This is a genomic window from Haliscomenobacter sp., from assembly GCF_965225875.1.
In the GTDB taxonomy this organism is placed as follows: Bacteria; Bacteroidota; Bacteroidia; order Chitinophagales; family Saprospiraceae; genus Haliscomenobacter.
On record NZ_CBDDBS010000002.1, the window covers coordinates 2954349 to 2972951 of the forward strand.

The following is an 18603-nucleotide window of genomic DNA, read 5'->3' on the forward strand; positions in this document are numbered from 1 at the left end:
AAACACAATAACAAGCGTTGACATGAAAGCAATTGAATATCTGCAATACGGAGAAGCAACAGTTCTCCAAGTCAGTGAAGTAACCAAACCCTCTCCCAAGCCCAATGAGGTACTGATCCGAAACTACGCCAGCACCGTTACCGCCGCGGACATAATGATGCGCAACGGCAAGCCACTGATTGGTCGACTTTACCTCGGTTTGAACAAACCCAGCCGAACCATCCTGGGCTTTGAATTTGCCGGCGAAGTTGTCGAAGTAGGTGCTGAGGTTACCCTGTTCAAATCTGGCGACAAGGTTTTTGGTGGCACTACTACCCTCGGTTGCTACGCGGAATATGTATGTGTGAGTGAAAATGACGTCATCACCACCATGCCCAACAACATCAGCTATCAGGAGGCCGCTCCGGTCAGTGGAAGTGCCATCACGGTTTTGAATTTTTTGAAAGGCCTGGCCAAAATCCAGCCGAACCAAAAAGTGCTGATCAACGGTGCGTCTGGCGCATTGGGCACTTACGCGGTACAAATTGCCAAACATTATGGCGCAGTAGTAACGGGCGTTTGTAGCACTGGCAACGTAGAAATGGTCAAAGCTTTGGGGGCGGTCACCGTGATTGATTACACCCGGGAAGACTTCACCAAAAATGGTGAACAATACGACATCATTTTTGATACGGTGGGCAAAAGGAGTTTTGGAGAATGCAAAAATTCACTCAGCCAGAACGGGATTTACCTTTCAAGCGTGATTGATTTTTCCTTGCTGCTGCACATGATCTGGACCTCGATATTTGGCAGCAAAAAAGCCAAATCTTCCTCAACTGGAATGCTGCCAGTGAAGGCACGTTTTGCCTATTTTCTGGAGATTAAGGAGCTGTTGAGATTGGGGAAAATTAAAACGGTGATCGACCAGCATTTCCCCTTATCACAATTGGCGGCGGCGCATCAGTACGTTGAAAAAGGGCACAAAAGGGGAAATTTGGTCATAATGGTTTAAGGCTTTTGATTCAGTCTTTTCCGAATTCTGCTCAATGATTCCGGTTTTACCCCCAAATAACTGGCCAGTTGATACTGCGGGATTCGTTGGAACAAATCTGGGCGGGTGTTCAATAATTTCAAATAGCGCTGTTCCGGGGAGTCGGTCAGGTAAGCAGTTAAGGCTTGTTTTTGTTCGGCAAAAGCAGCTTCCACAACCGCTCGGGAGATGGTTTCAAAACGGGGAAAACGTTTAAACATTTCCTGAGCTTCGCGCTCATTCCCAATCGACACCGAGGTGTCTTCCACACAAACCAGATTGTGCATGGCCGGGCTGGGTGCACCGAAATTGCCCAAAGAAATCACCCATTGTTCCTCAGTGAAAAAATTGGTCGTTTTTTCCTCGCCATCGACTAAAATGTACTCTCTGATGCAGCCTTCCAAAATGAAGTAGGAATTAACCTGAATTTGTCCTTCCCGCAAAAGCAGGGTGCCTTTTTTGAAGGTCTCGACGCGCATACTGGCTTCGATTGCGGCGGCCTCTTCTGCGGAGAGAGGGCTTATTTTGGAAAAGTGTTGTACAAATTTGTTGTTCATTGCTCAATGCTTATCCAAGTGTGGGCTGTTGTCAGCTTCCAAATTTAACGATTAATGAGCTATTGGTTCATTTTGTATCAAAAAATCCCTTGATCGGCCGGACAAAAAGCCCCGAAGTAGTAGCCAGGAAAACGGTATCACCCAAAATTTCAACACCATTTATTCTCGTTCCTTCAACACCATCGTTTTTGAGAAAACGTTGTTTATAACTCGAACCATTCCATTTTAAGGTAAATAAATTATCCCGATAAACGCCAATTAAGCTATCGTTGATCACATAATAATTGCTAAAGGTCATTGAAGTATTTATGCCGCCGAATTCCTGCCAGCTATCCCCGTTATTGCTTGAAATTAAAAGTCGGTCGTTTTCACCATGGGCGTAAATTCTCCCTTGCCACTCATAAAAAGCATCAATTGTAGCTGGACCGTAAACCCGTTCAAAGGTTCCATTTTCTTTTATTTTATAGATGCCATTGCTCGAAAGATCCAGCAGAAAATAATCATTTACGGCAGCGATGTGCCTTACATAGGCATCCACACCAGTTTTGGGAATGGCTATTTTTTTCGTAAATAAGGTATCAACATAGGGAAAGCTCGGGCTGGTTTTAATTTTCAAAAGCATGAAGGTGAGTACCGGGACAGGCCGATTATTGAAATAAGCCAAGAGCAAGGCCCCGTTTTTGTTGATGGCCATGGACTTAAACAGGGTGTAATAATGCTTCTGAATGGCGCTCAGGCTAGGGTCAATTTTTTTTAAATTAAAATAGCCTCCCGAAAGGCTTACCAGGGGGTGAGCATTGTTGATTACCCGCAGGATTGTGTCCGAATAAGGGAACGCACAAAAATCACCGTTGATGGGAATTCTGATTTCAATGTCGGTTGGCAGGGCGGCAGCATATACCGTAATTCCTGTGGTTGCATTTTGATTGGTAAGGGCGGTGAAATTGTAGGGCTGTTGCAGGTAAATGGAATTAGCTTTTTTCCCTGAACTTAAGAAGATTTTTTCCGTACCTGTAAATCGCTTTTTTTCGATCCAACTATACTTTTTTTCAACAGGAATTTCGAGAATTTCTGTTCTTTTTTCGCAGGCGACAATGAGGGATATGCCCGCAAAGAGTAAGGTAAATTTGTGCTTCATAACAGTGTCGGTGATGGTATAATTGACTAAAAGACAAGCTTAAACCTTTGACTGTTGCAAAGGCTCAGTGTTAAAAATTTCTACCCTGAAATTACAACTACCGTACCGTTAATAATATCGCCATTGCGTTACTTTCCTACTGCTGTTCAATAATTTAAACTCCAAAGGGTGTAATTTAAAAAGCTGGCAAAGGATACCCATAAAACGTAAGGAATCAGTAGGTAGGCTGCTGTTTTTGAAATTTTCGCGAAGTGATAAACCGTCAGGAGGATCATGGCCAGCAGCAACAGAATCTCGATCAAGGCAAAAAATGGCGCCTGGAACTTGAAAAAAATAATGCTCCAGCAAAAATTAAGGAAGAGTTGGATAGCAAATGCCAGATAGGCACTGCGTTTGTTGGCTTCAGGAGTTTCGTTTTTCCAAATTAGCCAAAAAGCAATCCCCATGAGGGCATACAAAGTAGTCCATACTGGCGCAAAAAGAAAGCTCGGAGGGTTCCAGGAAGGTTTTTGAAGGTTGTCAAACCAGGTATTCATGGCCGCACTGCCGATCAGGCCGCTGGTGAATCCAATTACCTCACAAGCGAGGATGGCAATGATTAATTTCCAGATGGAGGATGTGTTGCGCTGTTTGCGCATTGGAGTTGTGGTTGTCATTCTCCAAAGTTAACGAATAATGGGGTATGATCACTATAGTTTATCCACTGTTCGTATTTTCCTATTTCTATCGCTGTGACTTTGTGGTAGAGCTCAGCGGAACTGAAGCAATAATCGAGGTGATAAGGTTTGTTTTTGTTCCGGTAGAGGTAAAAAGTCGGGTCATTTTCTTGGCCTTGTTCCTGATTCAAATACCCGTGATAAACGCTGTGAATGTTTTTCTCGGCCAGCTTGGCCACTACTGCTGAGTGATTACCCATTCTGCGGGGCCTATCCCAAATTTTGTTGCTGTTAAAGTCGCCTGTTAAGATGCTCCGTTCACTGTTTAAAAGGTGTTCGTAATGGTGCAGCGCTTTCCAGATTTGCTCCACATACTGCCCATCCGGATCCTCGCGATTGTTGGCCCAAATGGCAAAAAGGGTGAAGTCAAATTGCCCACCAGTAACCGCAATGGGTAAAATGATTTTTAGGGCGGGGTTGTGTTGCTCGTGCAGTTGAAATTTGTAGTCGCTGTAAGAAAAAACGCCAAGTCCTTTGTGTACGTTGTCGCCAACCCAAAGCAGATCATTGGGCTGTGGGGTGGTTGAGTTGAAGACTAGTTTATCGGGGTGCTCACATTCTGGAACCACCACAATATCCGGGCGGTGCAGCAAAATTTGGGCTGCTTTTTTTCTGAATGCGCCTTGGCAATTCCAGGTGATTAATTTCATTTTTGGTCTTTAGACATGCTCTTACTTGAAATTGGGAATAAATATAATCGATAGCTGTATATTCTTTAAAAAACAAAGAAGGGTAAGGAGTTACCCCCTTACCCTTCTAAACGCTAAATTTACCCAATTTATCTGAAAAATCAGAATCCATTGCCCAGCGCAAATCCATTGGCACTGGTCGTAATCCCGATCAAACGAGTCGCTTGACCTGTAGTCAGATTGATAGAATATACACTGGAGATCGTGCCCGTTTTTAAGATGGCGTAGGCTTTGCCAGAGGTGCCACCAATGTCAAATCCATTACCCGAGTTGATATTTACGCCCAAACCACCAACCAGCGTAAGTTTGCCATCATTGGGTGGTGCTTGCAGGTAAAGTGAATTCGTTTCGTAATCAATGTCATACAGAGCAGTGGTGGTTGCGCCTGCAAAATTGTTGGTATAAGCCGCAGCATCTACTGCCGGGGTACCTGGGTTCAGTGCACCATCGGTAAACACTGCGGTCCCTAAAGTGGGATGCAGGCGCAAGTTTTGGCCGGTATTGCTGACCACTCTGATGCGGTCGACCGTTGGGTTGAAATCAAAGCCAAATTCGGTACCACTCAGCGCTGGAGTAAAGCCTGTTCCTACCACCGTAGCAGCACCATTAGAGGTATTGATGGTGTAGATACGGCTGGAGCTGCCCAGTGCGTACAATTGCCCGTTGGCCGGACGCATGTCAATGCCCAAAACCGTTTCGCCACTTTGCAAACCAGTGATGGCTTTAGTGAAGCGGTCTCCATTGGCCAGGCCGTTGATGATCATTAAATTGGTGCCTCCCGTAACAGTATAAGCCACCATGCCAGTCGGAATTGCAATATCAATGACTCCTTTTTTGGCTTTTCCCACATTTTTTGCCAAGCCTGTTTTCAGATCAATGCTGTAAAAACTTGGGGTGTCGTCGCCAGTACCATTGGCCGAAAATGCCGCCAAGGCCATGTCATTTTTAGGAGAAATGTCAAATCCACCTTCGCCAACCACGTCAATGCCTAAGGCGCCAACCTCAACCAGGGTTCCGTTGTTCGGTGGATTTTGGATGAACAGTTTATCGCTGGTCACATCAATATCATAAAGTGTGGTACTGGTGGCTCCCGCGAAACTATTGGTATACGCCACTGCAGAAACCCCGGGAGTACCTGGGTTCAGGTTGCCGTCGGTAAAGGCCAGGGCTCCAGTTTCTGGGTGCAGGCGCAGGTTTTGGCCTGTATTGGTCACCAGGCGGATTCTATCTACGGTTGGGTTAAAATCGAAGCCAACCTGGGTTCCGCTGATGGCGGGTGTAAACGGAGTGGCACTAACCGCTACGGCAGCACCTGTATTTTGATTGATGATGTAAATCCGGCTCTGGTTGCTTACCCCATACAATTGGCCACTAGCAGGGCGAAAATCAATGGCGAGGATTTTTTCACTGGCTTGCAGGCCCGTAATGCTTACCGTTTTATCTTCACTAAACGTTTGGCGGGCAATGTATTTCACCAGTGTATTGCTGTCAACCAGGGCATACACATTGACATCTTTGGTGTACAGATCCCGGTAAAAATCTTTGATTCCCAATGCTGGAAAATCTTCGGCGCTGCTAGATAGATTGTCCTGATCCTTCGTACAGGAGAAAAAGGTGACTAGGCCTGATAGCAGCAGTGCTGCACCAAGCTTCATTTGATTTGGTAGCATGTGAAATTGATTTAGGAACGCATAAAAATTAACTTCCCGATTTGGGTTTTGAATAGGAAGTCGAACGCTTCATTTCAAGTGAGCTTCCTATTCAAAAGCCTCTTAAAAAATCGGGAAGTTAATTTTTTGCGCCATACTTAGAAGTTGAATTCATACATAGCTACGAAGCGCTATGTGAAACCGGATTGCGGTAAGTTCATTTTTTTTACTGGAAGAGATTGTTTTTTATAATAACTCAATTAGCTACGAGCGCTTGAAGTGGATATTATCGTATTTTTTTCGTACACTTAGTGTTCAAAAACGAACAATCTGTGCTTTGTTTTTTTGCATAAAAAACTCATAATTAGTTGATTAAATTCTTGGTATAAATTTTGATCCAAAACCTTTTATCACCCTATAAAGCCATACTAGCATGAGCAATAGTAATCTTACCATTGCCATGCAACATGTACAAAAAAGAGCTGTCTTTACTTGAAATCAAGTAACACCCGATTTAGAGCCTGTTTAATTTTTTGGGACGAAGGCGAAAACGAGGCCATTTTGGCTGAAATGAGGCACGAAAAGCGGAGTTTAGCAGGGCTAAATGAGCATTTTCGGAACGAAATTTCAGTCAAAATGGGCCGTTTGCAGCCCGATCCCAAAAATTTAAACAGGCTCTCTTAAAACTCTCATCCGACTGACCATGACAAACAGGTTTATGTGCTGCCTTACGGTTGCCACCACTCTGCTTACGACCGCTATTTTATCTGGGCAAATCACGCCCAAGAAGCTTCCTGCGCAGCGCACCAACAAGCACGTCACCATCGACGGTAAGTTAAATGAAGCCGCCTGGCAAGACGCAGCTAAGGCTGACGAATATGTTGAATTTCGTCCGGTGATCGGGCGCAAAGAATCCTATGAGAACCGCACCGAATCCTTTCTGATGTACGATGATCAGGGCATTTATTTTGGAGGAACCTGTTACGAACGCAGCATTGATAGTATTGCCAAGGAGTTGGCGGGCCGCGATGGTTTTGGAATGAATGACTACATCGGGCTCATTTTTGATACCTACAATGACAAGCTCAACGGCTTTGAATACTTTGTAACCCCTTTGGGTGAGCAGTGGGACGCCAAGATGACCTCCAACCAAAACAGCAACAATGGGGGTGAAGATTTCAGCTGGAATGCGGTGTGGAAAAGCGCCGTGGTCATCCATGAAAAAGGCTGGTCTTTTGAAATGTTTCTGCCCTATTCAGCCATCCGATTCAGCAAGGACAAAGTCCAGGATTGGGGTTTAAACATCACCCGCCGACGCCGCAAAACCGAGCAGCAATACACCTGGAATGCCATTGACCCAAACGTCAATGGATTTTTGACCCAGGAAGGCACCTGGACGGGAATCACCGATATCAAACCACCTTTGCGCTTGCAATTGTCGCCTTACTTTTCTGTCTATGGCAACCATTTTCCGGCTAATCTGCCCGGGCAAAACAATTGGACCAGCCAGGTTTCCGGAGGGCTTGACCTCAAGTTGGGGCTCAACCAGGCATTTACCCTGGACGCGACCCTCATACCCGATTTTGGCCAGGTACAAAGCGACAACCAGGTGCTCAACCTCACCCCTTTTGAGGTAAAATTCAATGAAAACCGGGCATTTTTCACTGAAGGAACGGAGCTATTTGGGAAAGGGAACCTCGTCTACTCCCGCCGCATCGGTGGCAGGCCCATCAACCTGCACAAAGCCTATGAAAACGTGGATTCCAACGAAAAAATACTCAGCAATCCGAACGAATCCAAACTGATCAATGCCTCCAAAATTTCGGGTCGAACCAAAAATGGCCTGGGTATAGGGGTTCTCAATGCCATTACAAGGGCGCAATTTGCCACCATTGAAAACCTGGAAACCAAAAGTACCCGGCAAATAGAGACCGACCCACTCACCAACTACAATATCCTTGTACTGGATCAAACCCTCAAAAACAACTCCAGCGTCAGCTTCATCAATACCAATGTTTTGCGTGGTAGTGGCAACTACAACGCCAATGTGAGTTCCGGACTTTTTAGTTTTTTTGACAAAAAGAACACCTATAATTTGTCTGGTGGGGCGGCCTTGAGCAACTTGACACACAAAGGTCCCGAAGGGCGCAACATTATGGGCTATCAGCATACCCTGCATTTTGGGAAAAACAGTGGCCTGTTCACCTTTAACTACAATCAGGAACTGGCCGATACCAAGTTCAATAGCAATGACCTGGGCTATTTTACCAACAACAACTACATTAATCATTACCTGCAAGTAGGTTACCGCTACACTGAGCCCAAAGGTTGGTACAATCGGCTCTTTTTAAATTTCAACTCGCATTATAGCTCCCTTTTTGCCCCAATCGGTGGCCTGGAAAGTACTTATCAAAATTCTCGTGTTCAGGTCAATATCAATGCTCAGACCAAAAAACTGATGTGGTTTGGTTTGATGTTGAATTACCGCCCGCACGAGCACGATTTTTACGAACCACGTCGGGAAGGTTACCTGTTTCGCCGGGGAAACAGTGTGACCATCGGTGGTTGGGTAGAAACCAACCAGGCGAAAAAATACTCCGTCGTAATGGAATTGTTCGAACGCAAGTTTTTCAACTTCTACGATGCCAATGGGCTGGACATTTTCTTTGGGCAAACCTATCGCTTCAGCAGCAAGTTTTCGATCAACTACCGTCTGGGTATCAATCCTCGCCCCAAGAATGTAGGCTTTACCAGTATCCTTGCAGATCAGAGCATCCTTTTTGCCTTGCGCAAAGTCAATACCATCGACAACGTGTTGAACCTGAAATACAACTTTACCAATAAAATGGGACTGACCTTCCGCCTGCGTCATTATGTGAGTACGGTGGAAAACAAGTCGTTTTTTACACTCAATCCCAACGGCTCCTTAAATCCCACAGACAAAATCACCCAGAATTTCGACCGCAACGTGAATTATTTCAACATTGACATGGTGTATACCTGGCAGTTTGCCCCAGGTAGCTTCCTGAATGCGGTGTGGAAAAATGCCACATTTTATGGCGCAGATTCACCCCGCGACGGCTACTTCGAAAACCTGAGCAATACCCTGGACGCCGATCAGAACAACAACCTTTCGCTGAAGGTGATTTATTTCCTGGATTATTTGCAGTTGAAGGGGAAGAAAAAAGGTAAGGAATAAGCTTAAGGGAAATTTAGGGTCGCTTCGACAGCCTAAGGTGCCTCTTAGGTGTCTTTGGTTTCTAAGGTGGTGAAGAAAAAGCCTGCAAAGCAGGCAGTGTATTTTCACCACCTCAGAAACCAAAGACACCTCAGCCACACCTCAGCTATACAAATTCGATTTATCAGTGCTGTAAAGAAGGCTTTTTAGTAAAAACTTATTAATCCAGAGCTACTCCTTCACCACCTCCTTCACCGCAAATCCGTCCTTCGTCACCATGCGCACATAATACAGTCCTGCCGCCCGTTTGCTGAGGTCAAAAACCTCCACAAACCTGGAGCCATTGCCCAGCTTGCGCTGCTCCAGCCTACGGCCCAGGTAATCGTACAACTCCAGGGTGATTTTTTCCGCCTTGGGCAGGTTAATCTCCAGGGTAGATTTTCCATCGGTAGGATTGGGATAAATTTTACTTGCTTTCGCCAGGGCCAAATCCTCAACCCCCACTGTCCTACTGACAACAATGGGATCACTGCGGTAAGAACAGTTGTTGGCGTCGTATACTTCTACGATGTATTCACCAATACCAATGCCCGTCAAGTCTTCGGTGGCGCTTAGCAAAGTGCTGCCTTTGAACCAGCGGTAATCATAAGGCGGCGAACCACCAGTCACACTGATGTCGATTCTTCCGGTATTGCCAGTTGGTGCGGGCGTAACCCGAATATTGGTGATTTTGACTGCTTCTGGCTGGACAATTTCTATCAAGAGCGTATCGCGGCAAGTGCTTTGGTCAGAAACGGTAACCGTATAAGTTCCCCCCTTCAATCCACGCACCACATTGGTTGTGGCTCCATTGCTCCAATTGTATTGATAGGGAGGTTGGCCACCCCGCAAGGTCAGGTTTGCCGAGCCGGTTGCTTCCCCATAACAACGCACTTCTAACAACTGAATGGAAAATACTTCTACAGGTCCGATGCCACTTACACTGACTTGATCCGTGGAAGAGCAACCCGTGATGATGTTGCTCACCAATAAGCTGTAATTGCCCGGGCGATTGACGACGGGGCTGGCTGTAGTGTTCCCGGATATGATCCGCCCATCATCCAACTCCGTCCATTGGTAACGGATCAGTACCCCCGAAGCAGATTTGCTCCCGTCCAGTCTGACCTGCGTAGCCTCACAGGTGATGGTTTTGTCTGGCCCCGCATTGGCCACCGGGCTGGCGTTGACGTCAACAATTACTTTATCGGTGCTGGTACAACCATCTTTGGTCAAACTGACGGTGTACTCACTCAAGGTATTGGGTTGGACTTGTATGGAAGCTGTAGTTGCCCCGTTGCTCCAACGGTAATTCCCCCCCGAACCAGTGGCGGCCAGGTTGGCTACCTGCCCGTCACAGATCGTCTGGTCAGCACCTGCATTGATGCTCGGTTTGGGCAAGACCGTAACCTTGACATCGTCGCTGGCTTCACAGCCATTTGCACTTACTGAAACACTGTAAGTCGTTGTTTCGGTAGGGCTAACGACAATGCTGGAAGTTGTCGCACCAGTACTCCAGCGGAATGGAGCGGTACCACTCGCTGCAATAGTCGGGCTTTCCCCCGCACAGATCGTTAGGTCAATACTTGTGTTTATCGTAGGACCCGGGGTGACGTTGACCGTGGTGCGCCCGATGGCGCTACAATTGCCATTGGTGACAGTAACGGTATACGAGGTTGTTGATGTCGGCGAAACCGAGATGGTGGAAGAAGTACGGCCATTGCTCCAAAGATAAGAAGCGCCGCCGGTAGCCACGAGGCTCACCGATTTCCCTGAACAAATAGACTGATTGGCGGTGACATTGACTTGGGGCGCTTCCTCCAGGGTTACGACCACTTCGTCCGTACCCGCACAACCATTTTTGGTGACGGTGACCCCATAAGTAGAGTTTTGGATCGGCCGTACCGAAACCGTGGCAGTCGAGGCCCCATTGCTCCAGCGGTAACTGTCACCGCCGGTAGCCACAAAAACGATGTTGTCACCAGAGCACAATTGCAGGTCCTGCCCCAAGTCTACGACCGGGGTTTCGTTCACCGTAACATTGACTTCATCCACGCCGGAACAACCATTTTGGGTGATCGTAACCGAATAAGAGGCACTGACCTGGGGGCGCACATTGATCGTACTGCCGCTTTGGCCTGTGCTCCAGAGGAAATTACCAGTGCCCGCTGCGGTTAAATTGAGGGCTTCCCCTCTACAAATCTGCCGATCGGGGCCTAGGTTGACCGCAACTGCGGCACATGAACTACGGCTTTGGGTAATCACCACCTTTTGCACTTCGTTGGATGGGCTGACCAGATATATGGTGTCACGTCGCTCGGCATTGGAGTTGTTGGGGTCTACCTCCACCCGCAGTATGTCGTTGGCAAAGCCATTTTCATTCGTCACTTTAAGCCAGGAGCTGTTTCCTTTGATGCGCGCCGTCCAGGACATGTTGGAAGCCACCCGGAATTCGGCTAGGCCACCCTGGCCAGTTAATTCGCGTTGGGAGGGCGAAATTTTCAGGTTGTGGGGTGTACAACAGCTGTTGAGTTCCGTAATCAAACTGGTGCCATTGCTGGCGAAGCGATTACTAGCGGTTACCGCGCTGCCATCGATGGGTTGATACTGAGGCGTAAGGTCATACACCACATTGTTGCGCGTGAGTTTGATTTTTATTAAGTCATTGTTGGCATAGCCACACTTGAGCGTATCCCCTGTTGCATCCTGGGGCAAAGACACTTGTAACTCGCTACCATTCCAATTCACGGAACTGGCCAACAGATCTCCCCGATTGTTTTTGGGGTAAAAAAAGTGGAGTCGATCATTGGCATTCAGCCTTTGGCCATTCACCCGGGTATTGCGCAAGGAGCGCAGGATCACGTTGTGGCGGCCGCTGGCGTTGATGGCGCAATTGGGCGCTCCAATCTCTTGCACAAAGGCCGTTTGGTTGTAATCCGTACAATTGACCGTGAGGGTGAAAGTCCCATTGGAACCACTTATCGCTTGATCCACGATCACGTAATAAATCCCTGGGTTCAATAGCATGGTATCCGTCCGGGCCAAGGCACCCTGATCGTTGGTTTCGGCAAAGTTGATGCAGTTTTTGCCGCAAAGAAAGTCATATACAAAAACGCCTAAACCAGCCTGCCCCTGAATGCTGATGCTCACTTTGCCCGCTTTGGTCAGGCGGAAAGAAAATTCCCGGTCACTGCCGGAGTAAGTACGGCTGCCTTGGTAACAACTTTGGTAAACATTGGTTCCGCCGCTGCCTATCCCATAACGGCTAGGGCTGCTCAAGGTATTGGCAAATGGAACGTTACAGGCTATTTCAGTGGGGTTGAGGCGGCAATTTGCTTCTGGCAATACCGAAAAAGCATAAGTGCTGTTGCTGCGCGGCCCCATAATCAAAACGTAGTAGTATCCTTTTTGGGAAAAAGTTTCCCCGTCGCGACCAATACAGCGGAAACGCGCCGTATTGCTGCTGATGCCATCTTGAGAACAGCGGTAGATGAAAGCCCTTGCCCCATTGGTCGCAGTGAGGTTAATGTTGAAAGGATTGGCTTCATCATTGTAAAAAATATAGCCGTGGCTGAACAGTGAATCGAGCCCAGCTTGAGCAAAAGTTGCAGTGACACAAGAGTCTTGCCAGGACAAGTTGGGGGCCTGATCGGTAACGGCCAAAGTGCCCGAAAAGCGGTCACCCCGATAAATCATGGTGCCTCCCAGATCGCAAACTGACACACAAGCGCCCAGTTCAGCTGAAGTGTACAAATCACAGCGTGCTTGCGTTTCATTGCGGTAACTGCGGCCATCACTGAGGCAAACGGGATTCAGGCTTGCATCAGTGCAGGTCGACTCTTTGGCAAACATACAAATGTTGTCCAGCAGAATGTTATTCCCGGTATTGGCGTAGAAATTCAAGGCCCCCAATTGATTCAATTCCACGGTATTGCTTACGCTGAAGCGCCAGGAATGAACCATCTGGTTGTTGATCCACAATTCTGCACGGTCTTTATCCAGGTCGATGATTTGAACGATTTTGTTCCATTCACCATTTTTGTAATAAAAAGCACCAATCACCCGATTGCTCGTGATGAAGAGGCGACCAAAACCATTGCTTTGAAATTCTACCTGGAAAGCCCAGTTGGGGTTCGTTCCGCCCCCATCAGTATGTTGTACATTGTAGTAGCCACTGGCTCCTTTTACCACAAACAGGTTAAAGGACAGGCGATAACGCCCAGTCGTCCGATTGCCCAGTGGAAATACCACATCCGGGGCTAAAGTGCTCGTACGTTGGATGCGCAGTACTTTTCCGGTGCCTTCTGTCGAAGCTTCAACAATGGCGTCGTGCGAAGTGGCATCCCAGAGTTTCCAACGTGGACTTTGTGCTACCAAAGCGCCAGGGTTGTATACGTCAAAATTTTCACACAAGACGTTTGGCCCCAGAGGGGTGTCGCCTCCCTCTACGCAGCTACAGCCACAGGACAAACTCAAATTAAATCGGACACTTGTGCCCGCCTGCGGTGCATCCACCACCAAATAATAAGTGCCGGGCTCGAGGAAGGTACTGAAACTTTCCTCCGGGTTGCTCAGGTTGTTGTTGGTACTGGAGGCGATACAATACACACATTCGGGTTGGCTGGTATTCGCAAATGGGTAGGTCAAACAACTGCTCATCAGAAACATGTCCAGGTTGCGCCCCGCATCAAGGATGTTTAAGGTAGCTTGTAAATTGGTGGGTTCCGTGATGACAATACGGTAAACTTTGTCATTGCCTCCGTAGGCATTTTGGGTGGAAATACAGGAAGAAAAATCTTTTGAGGTAAAGGTGTTTTTAGCGCCAATACCTCCATTGCTTTGATTGCTCAGGGTTTGGCCACAGGCCAGGGGTATTGCATCGGCACAGGCACTGACTCCAGGATTGCAGGCTCCGGGAAAAGCTTCTTCCCCTTCCACGTAGCCATCATATGCGGGTAAACCACAGGCATTGGTGGGCGTATATGGGACAACACCACCAAGGCAGTAAGTACCCAAGCCCTGGGCTGGGCAATTGCCACCGGAAAATACCGGAGCTTGTTGGTAACAAATTTTATCGATGTAGTATTCAAAGCCATTGTCGGCATAAAAATCAATGGCCCCCAACTTGCGGTCAACAAACTTTTGATCTCCCCGGCCGTCATTGTCGAGGTCAACTACGCCAAAGCTAAATTTCCAGCGGGCAACCAGGCGGTTGTTGAGAAAAAAATGCACACTGTCCCGATCGAGGTTGATGACCTGGGTCACCTTCAGCCAGCAATCGGGTTTGAAGGAGGATACGCGAAAAGTGCCCTCTGCACCAACCCGTATCTGCACAGAACCATCGGGGGTAAAAAACACCTGGTACGCCCAATTGGGCTGCCCTCGCATCAATCGTTTGAAATCGTGCTGGATGTTGAAATATCCGGTTTTTCCACTCGGCACGTACATTTTCCAGGAAAGTCGGTGAATGCCACTCGACAAATCAAACAAATCCTTAACCACGTCGGGTCGGGCACCATTGGCATCGGGTCGCATGTGCAAGGAGCGGCTACCTTCGTATCGGCGTGAGGAGCTCAAATTGGCCGGCACATAGTCCTCAGCTGTAATCGATGTACCTGGCCAGGTCCACCATTTTTGGAAACAACGGTTGTTGAGCGTGTCACAAATGTAAGGGACAAAACTTTCACAGTTCTCTTCCCCCAAACAGGCACCACCCAGGTTTTCTCCAACACAACAATTGTTTTGGGCTTGAATAACTGTTACCACGCACAGCAATGTGCTCAACAAGGAGAGTAAACGTTTTCTCATGCGTCAAAAGGATAATGTTCATGACTCAAACAAGTACTATAGAATTGTTTGAAGTTTTGACAGTAAAAAATAGGTTTTGTCACAGGCATAAAGCTGGTTTAAGCTCTTTTGCAAGTGCTGTAAAGGACGTGGATTATAAGTTGCCAGTGAGATCTGAACAAATTGATGGGTAAAACCAATGCAATATACGGCAATGGTCAGGAAAAGTCTAGTTTAAAAAATAAAAAAATAGTTTTAAAAATTTTGACTTTTAAAACTATTAATGTATATTTGAAGTGTAGAAACGAATTTTCATTGAAAATCAATCATTTGCGTATGGAAATCGCAGTTTTCACCAGCAAGAAAGGAACTAAAGTAGTGACGGCAATGGATCTGCACCAAACGCTGGAGCTAAGCAACCATCATTACGGCGTGAATGTAAGACGCTGGCTAAAGGATGTTTATCAGTTTCAGGACGGCATTCGGCGCCCGGTAGTGATGAAGGACTATGCATTACGCAAACAAAAAGATAGCAGTGTATTGGAGGATTATTACCTCTCCATAGAACTGGCCAAGTTGATTGCCCTACAATCTAAAAGTAAGGTCAAACTCAAACTGGCTCGTTACCTCCAGGAAATTGAAGCCTCAGAAGGTAGCCAAATGCCTTTGGACAAGGAAGAAGTGCTCAACATGATCGAACTGGTCAAAGCCATGAGTATGCGTTCTTGCCAGGAAGCTGCCGAACAACACCATATGGAAGTATATGCAGCCCGCAATGGCAACTCTACGGGCAATTGGTGGAACTACCGCTCCAGCCTGCTAGGGTTTAACGCCGACGATTTGCGGGTACGCCTCGAAAACAAAGGAGTGAGCAGCAAAGGCAAAACGCAGCGCCAAATGTTGCAGTACATCGATCCCCTGGAAACCATTCGTGCGGCCATTGTAGACCATTTTATGGCCTTAGGTAAAACGGCAGGTTTCGCCCGGGCGATGGGTGACCTGGCAAAAAACCTCGCTAAACAACTGGAATTGGAAATTTTTGACGATCGTTTGGCGGGCAATATGTTTGCTCCTGAGATCAATACAGCTTTGGTTCAACAAGTGAAAACGCTACAAAGAGAGCGGGCCTGATGAGAGTTTAACTATTATCGTGCTAAGATTTCGACCAATATAAGACAAGCTTTGCTATTTTTTTTGGCTTGTGTATGAACTTTTTTTTCGCTTTTGAGTTGAAATTTAAGTTTTTCCATAACAAGCACATTGTAGCAGCAGAGACTCTTACCTTATTGGTCTCTGCTTTTTTTATCTAAAGCTATCTCCTTACCTGATAGGCCTTATTGCTCAAAGAGTTGAGTACGTACTCCCATAGGGTTTCATAGGGAATAATCTCAATCTCAGCACGCACAAATTTATTTGACTCTTGCTCTAATCTTTTCTTCAATTTTGCGGCCTTACGTACTACTGCTTCCCGATGAAAATTAGAGCTGGGAATGGTCAATAACATTTTGATGAAGCAATTGCTGCGAAAAGTTTCCCCTTGCCTTAAATACCGTGAACAATACCGGTCAATGTTCTCAATATTCACAACGGCCTGGTTGTATTTTTTGTCCTTCAGCGTAATCAGGATCTGAGCGATGAGGATGGGAATGTACATTCCTTTTTTGTCCTTGGAGAAAATGGGAGTTTCATTCAAAAAGCGGTATATCCTGAATTTTGACAAGGAAGAATCACTTTCAGGGATTGAAATTTCACCATTGGAATGCAAAAAGTAGAGATAGGCTTCATAAATTTTCCACACCTCAGCGGCAGCAGGAGAAAGGAATTGTACCCTGCGATGGGTGGTGGTTTCTTTAAAAATTTCAAAAGCTTGTTGATACTGCCTTGTGTTCATGCACAATAAAAAATAGTATTCCTGGTGTTTGAACCAGTTAAAACTTCCTGGCTCCAGGTATTCAAGGCAAGAAGTAGCGGCCTTCTGGCCTTCTTCAAATCTCAAAAGTTGAGTATACGCGATCAATTGGTGATGGTAAGCGATTTGTAAGGGGACTGATGCTTTGTAGGGTTTGTTGAGAAAAAATTGAATCGATTCTTCGCATAAATTAATCATCCCTTCCCAATCGTATTTGGTGGAATGAATAACTTGTTGAATCAGCATACCACACAAATGCAGGCGAAAGCTTTTATTTTGTGCAAGCGAGCCCTCAATTTGTTTGTAAAAGCCTATGGCTCTGGAATGGGTTTCTTCTAAGATATTTTGACTGTTGACGTAGCGCAAAACCAGTTCCATATACAGCTCTTCAGCCAGGTTTTCTTCAATCCAGGTCTTTTCGGATTGTTTAAAAAGATCATTGTACAGTTCATACTTTTTGATGTTCCCTTCCCTGGTGGCATAATGCAAGCGAAGGATGCGGGTAATGTCCATCACAAGGTCGGTAAAATCAAATTTTTCGGCTTTTTTTAGGAGTTTATGGCACAACTCAATGCCGATGTAATTCGCATTTTTGGCAAGCAGGATTTTGGCGGCAGCCCAGTTTTTACAACTTTCATGGTAGGCTCGCTGGCGCTCATTGTAATCAGATTGGGGTAAATCGAAGAAGAATACAGCATTGAGCAAGCCGCGCCGCAACTTGCGCCGCAAGCGCTGATACAATTGATCAGTGGCATCTACCTGGAGTACTTTTTGTGCGGCCTCCTGATCTGAAGAGAACTCATTGTTTAAAATGCCGTTTAGCAATGTATTCAGTGGCGAATGGTCATTGCGATTTTGTTGCACCAACTCAACTTCTCTGATCTTTGTGTTGTGCACCATCTCGGCCAACTCAGATAGGGCCTTCATACGTATTACAGTATTTTCCAGCTTTTTGACAAAAGCCAGGTGTTAGTAATTAAAGCATACTATGGGTGTGAGGTGAATGGAACAGTAGAGTAGTCTCTATAGTGGATTTGACATGAAATTAATGCTAAGTTACTAACTTCGCCCATAAATACAAATACAAATTTTCTGAATGAGGATTTTAATCATTGAAGACGAGTTGCCCGCTGCGCGCCGAATTGAACAGCTGATTCGCCAACAACGCCCACAAGTGGAAATCCTGGCAGTAATCGATTCAATTTCGGAAGCCGTAAAATGGTTTGCTCAAAACCCTGCTCCTGAACTGATTTTAATGGACATTCACTTGGCCGATGGTTTGAGTTTTGATATTTTTCAGTCGATCAAAATCCAGTCTATGGTCATTTTCACCACGGCCTATGACCAATATGCGATTCGTGCTTTTAAAGTCAACAGCATTGATTATTTGTTGAAACCCATTGACGCGCTGGAGCTAAAAAATGCCCTGGACAAGTACGATCAGGTGCGCGGCAATACAGCAAGCTTTGATTATTCAATGCTCAATGGGATGTTGGACAACCTGAAAAACCGCAATTATCGGGAGCGTTTTCTCGTTAAGTTTGGCAATGCCTTCACCTACATTCAAGCGCAGGAGATGCGGTTTTGTTACGCCGAGGATAGCCTGGTTTTTACACGCCTGGCCGATGGCAAAAAATACTCCCTCGATCATACACTTGAACAACTGGAGCAATTGCTCAACCCTACCCATTTTTTCAGAATCAACCGTAAAATTTTACTACACATCGACGCAGTAGACAAAATTCACCCCTATTTCAACAATCGACTCAAATTGGAACTCCAACCCAGTCCCGGGTTTGAAATCGTGGTGAGCCGGGAGCGGGTACAAGACTTTAAAAATTGGATTGATCAATAAACCAATTCAAGTTTAATAAAAAAAGGCTTGCAAGGTATTTCCAACCCTTACAAGCCTTACTATTCGCTAGCTTTTGCTTC

Annotated in this window: 11 protein-coding genes; 4 read left to right on the forward strand and 7 right to left on the reverse strand. The window is 46.3% G+C overall.

All coding sequences use genetic code 11. The features are described from left to right. The first annotated feature begins 22 nt into the window (after nucleotides 1-22). Complete coding sequence (locus ACO08K_RS14490) at nucleotides 23-991, forward strand: NAD(P)-dependent alcohol dehydrogenase (RefSeq protein ID WP_421797120.1); 969 nt, start codon at nucleotides 23-25, stop codon at nucleotides 989-991. Here the strand turns inward: ACO08K_RS14490 and ACO08K_RS14495 are convergent. From ACO08K_RS14495 to ACO08K_RS14515, 5 genes are all read right to left on the reverse strand, one after another. Next, nucleotides 988-1566 carry a Crp/Fnr family transcriptional regulator gene (locus ACO08K_RS14495; RefSeq protein ID WP_421797121.1) on the reverse strand — a complete coding sequence of 193 codons (579 nt, stop codon included), beginning with the start codon at nucleotides 1564-1566 and terminating at the stop codon, nucleotides 988-990. The two genes, ACO08K_RS14490 and ACO08K_RS14495, sit on opposite strands and share 4 nt — an antisense overlap. A gap of 67 nt (nucleotides 1567-1633) precedes the next feature. After that, a complete protein-coding gene (locus ACO08K_RS14500; RefSeq protein ID WP_421797122.1) occupies nucleotides 1634-2704 on the reverse strand; it encodes a hypothetical protein in 1071 nt (356 codons plus the stop codon). A gap of 146 nt (nucleotides 2705-2850) precedes the next feature. After that, entirely contained in the window at nucleotides 2851-3342 is a 492-nt protein-coding gene (locus tag ACO08K_RS14505; RefSeq protein ID WP_421797123.1) for a TspO/MBR family protein, read from the reverse strand. Between the two features lie 14 nt (nucleotides 3343-3356). Beyond that, a complete protein-coding gene (locus ACO08K_RS14510; RefSeq protein WP_421797124.1) occupies nucleotides 3357-4070 on the reverse strand; it encodes an endonuclease/exonuclease/phosphatase family protein in 714 nt (237 codons plus the stop codon). 140 nt (nucleotides 4071-4210) lie between these two features. Continuing rightward, nucleotides 4211-5779, reverse strand: coding sequence for a DUF4394 domain-containing protein (locus ACO08K_RS14515; RefSeq protein ID WP_421797125.1), 1569 nt, complete (start codon nucleotides 5777-5779; stop codon nucleotides 4211-4213). A 682-nt stretch (nucleotides 5780-6461) separates the two neighbouring features. Between ACO08K_RS14515 and ACO08K_RS14520 the strand changes: the two genes are divergently transcribed. Next, on the forward strand, nucleotides 6462-8957 hold the full coding sequence (locus ACO08K_RS14520; protein ID WP_421797126.1) for a DUF5916 domain-containing protein: 2496 nt from the start codon (nucleotides 6462-6464) through the stop codon (nucleotides 8955-8957). A 210-nt stretch (nucleotides 8958-9167) separates the two neighbouring features. On the opposite strand, the gene ACO08K_RS14525 is transcribed toward ACO08K_RS14520, so the two are convergent. Further along, entirely contained in the window at nucleotides 9168-14780 is a 5613-nt protein-coding gene (locus ACO08K_RS14525) for a T9SS type A sorting domain-containing protein (protein ID WP_421797127.1), read from the reverse strand. Nucleotides 14781-15095: 315 nt separating this feature from the next. Here ACO08K_RS14525 and ACO08K_RS14530 point away from each other — a divergent pair, with 315 nt between their 5' ends. Then, nucleotides 15096-15890: a hypothetical protein gene (locus ACO08K_RS14530; protein WP_421797128.1), complete on the forward strand. Its 795-nt coding sequence runs from the start codon at nucleotides 15096-15098 to the stop codon at nucleotides 15888-15890. Between the two features lie 181 nt (nucleotides 15891-16071). Here the strand turns inward: ACO08K_RS14530 and ACO08K_RS14535 are convergent, their stop codons facing one another. Then, nucleotides 16072-17595 carry a hypothetical protein gene (locus ACO08K_RS14535; RefSeq protein ID WP_421797129.1) on the reverse strand — a complete coding sequence of 508 codons (1524 nt, stop codon included), beginning with the start codon at nucleotides 17593-17595 and terminating at the stop codon, nucleotides 16072-16074. A gap of 169 nt (nucleotides 17596-17764) precedes the next feature. Here ACO08K_RS14535 and ACO08K_RS14540 point away from each other — a divergent pair, with 169 nt between their 5' ends. Next, complete coding sequence (locus ACO08K_RS14540; RefSeq protein ID WP_421797130.1) at nucleotides 17765-18523, forward strand: LytR/AlgR family response regulator transcription factor; 759 nt, start codon at nucleotides 17765-17767, stop codon at nucleotides 18521-18523. The last annotated feature ends 80 nt before the right edge of the window (nucleotides 18524-18603 follow it).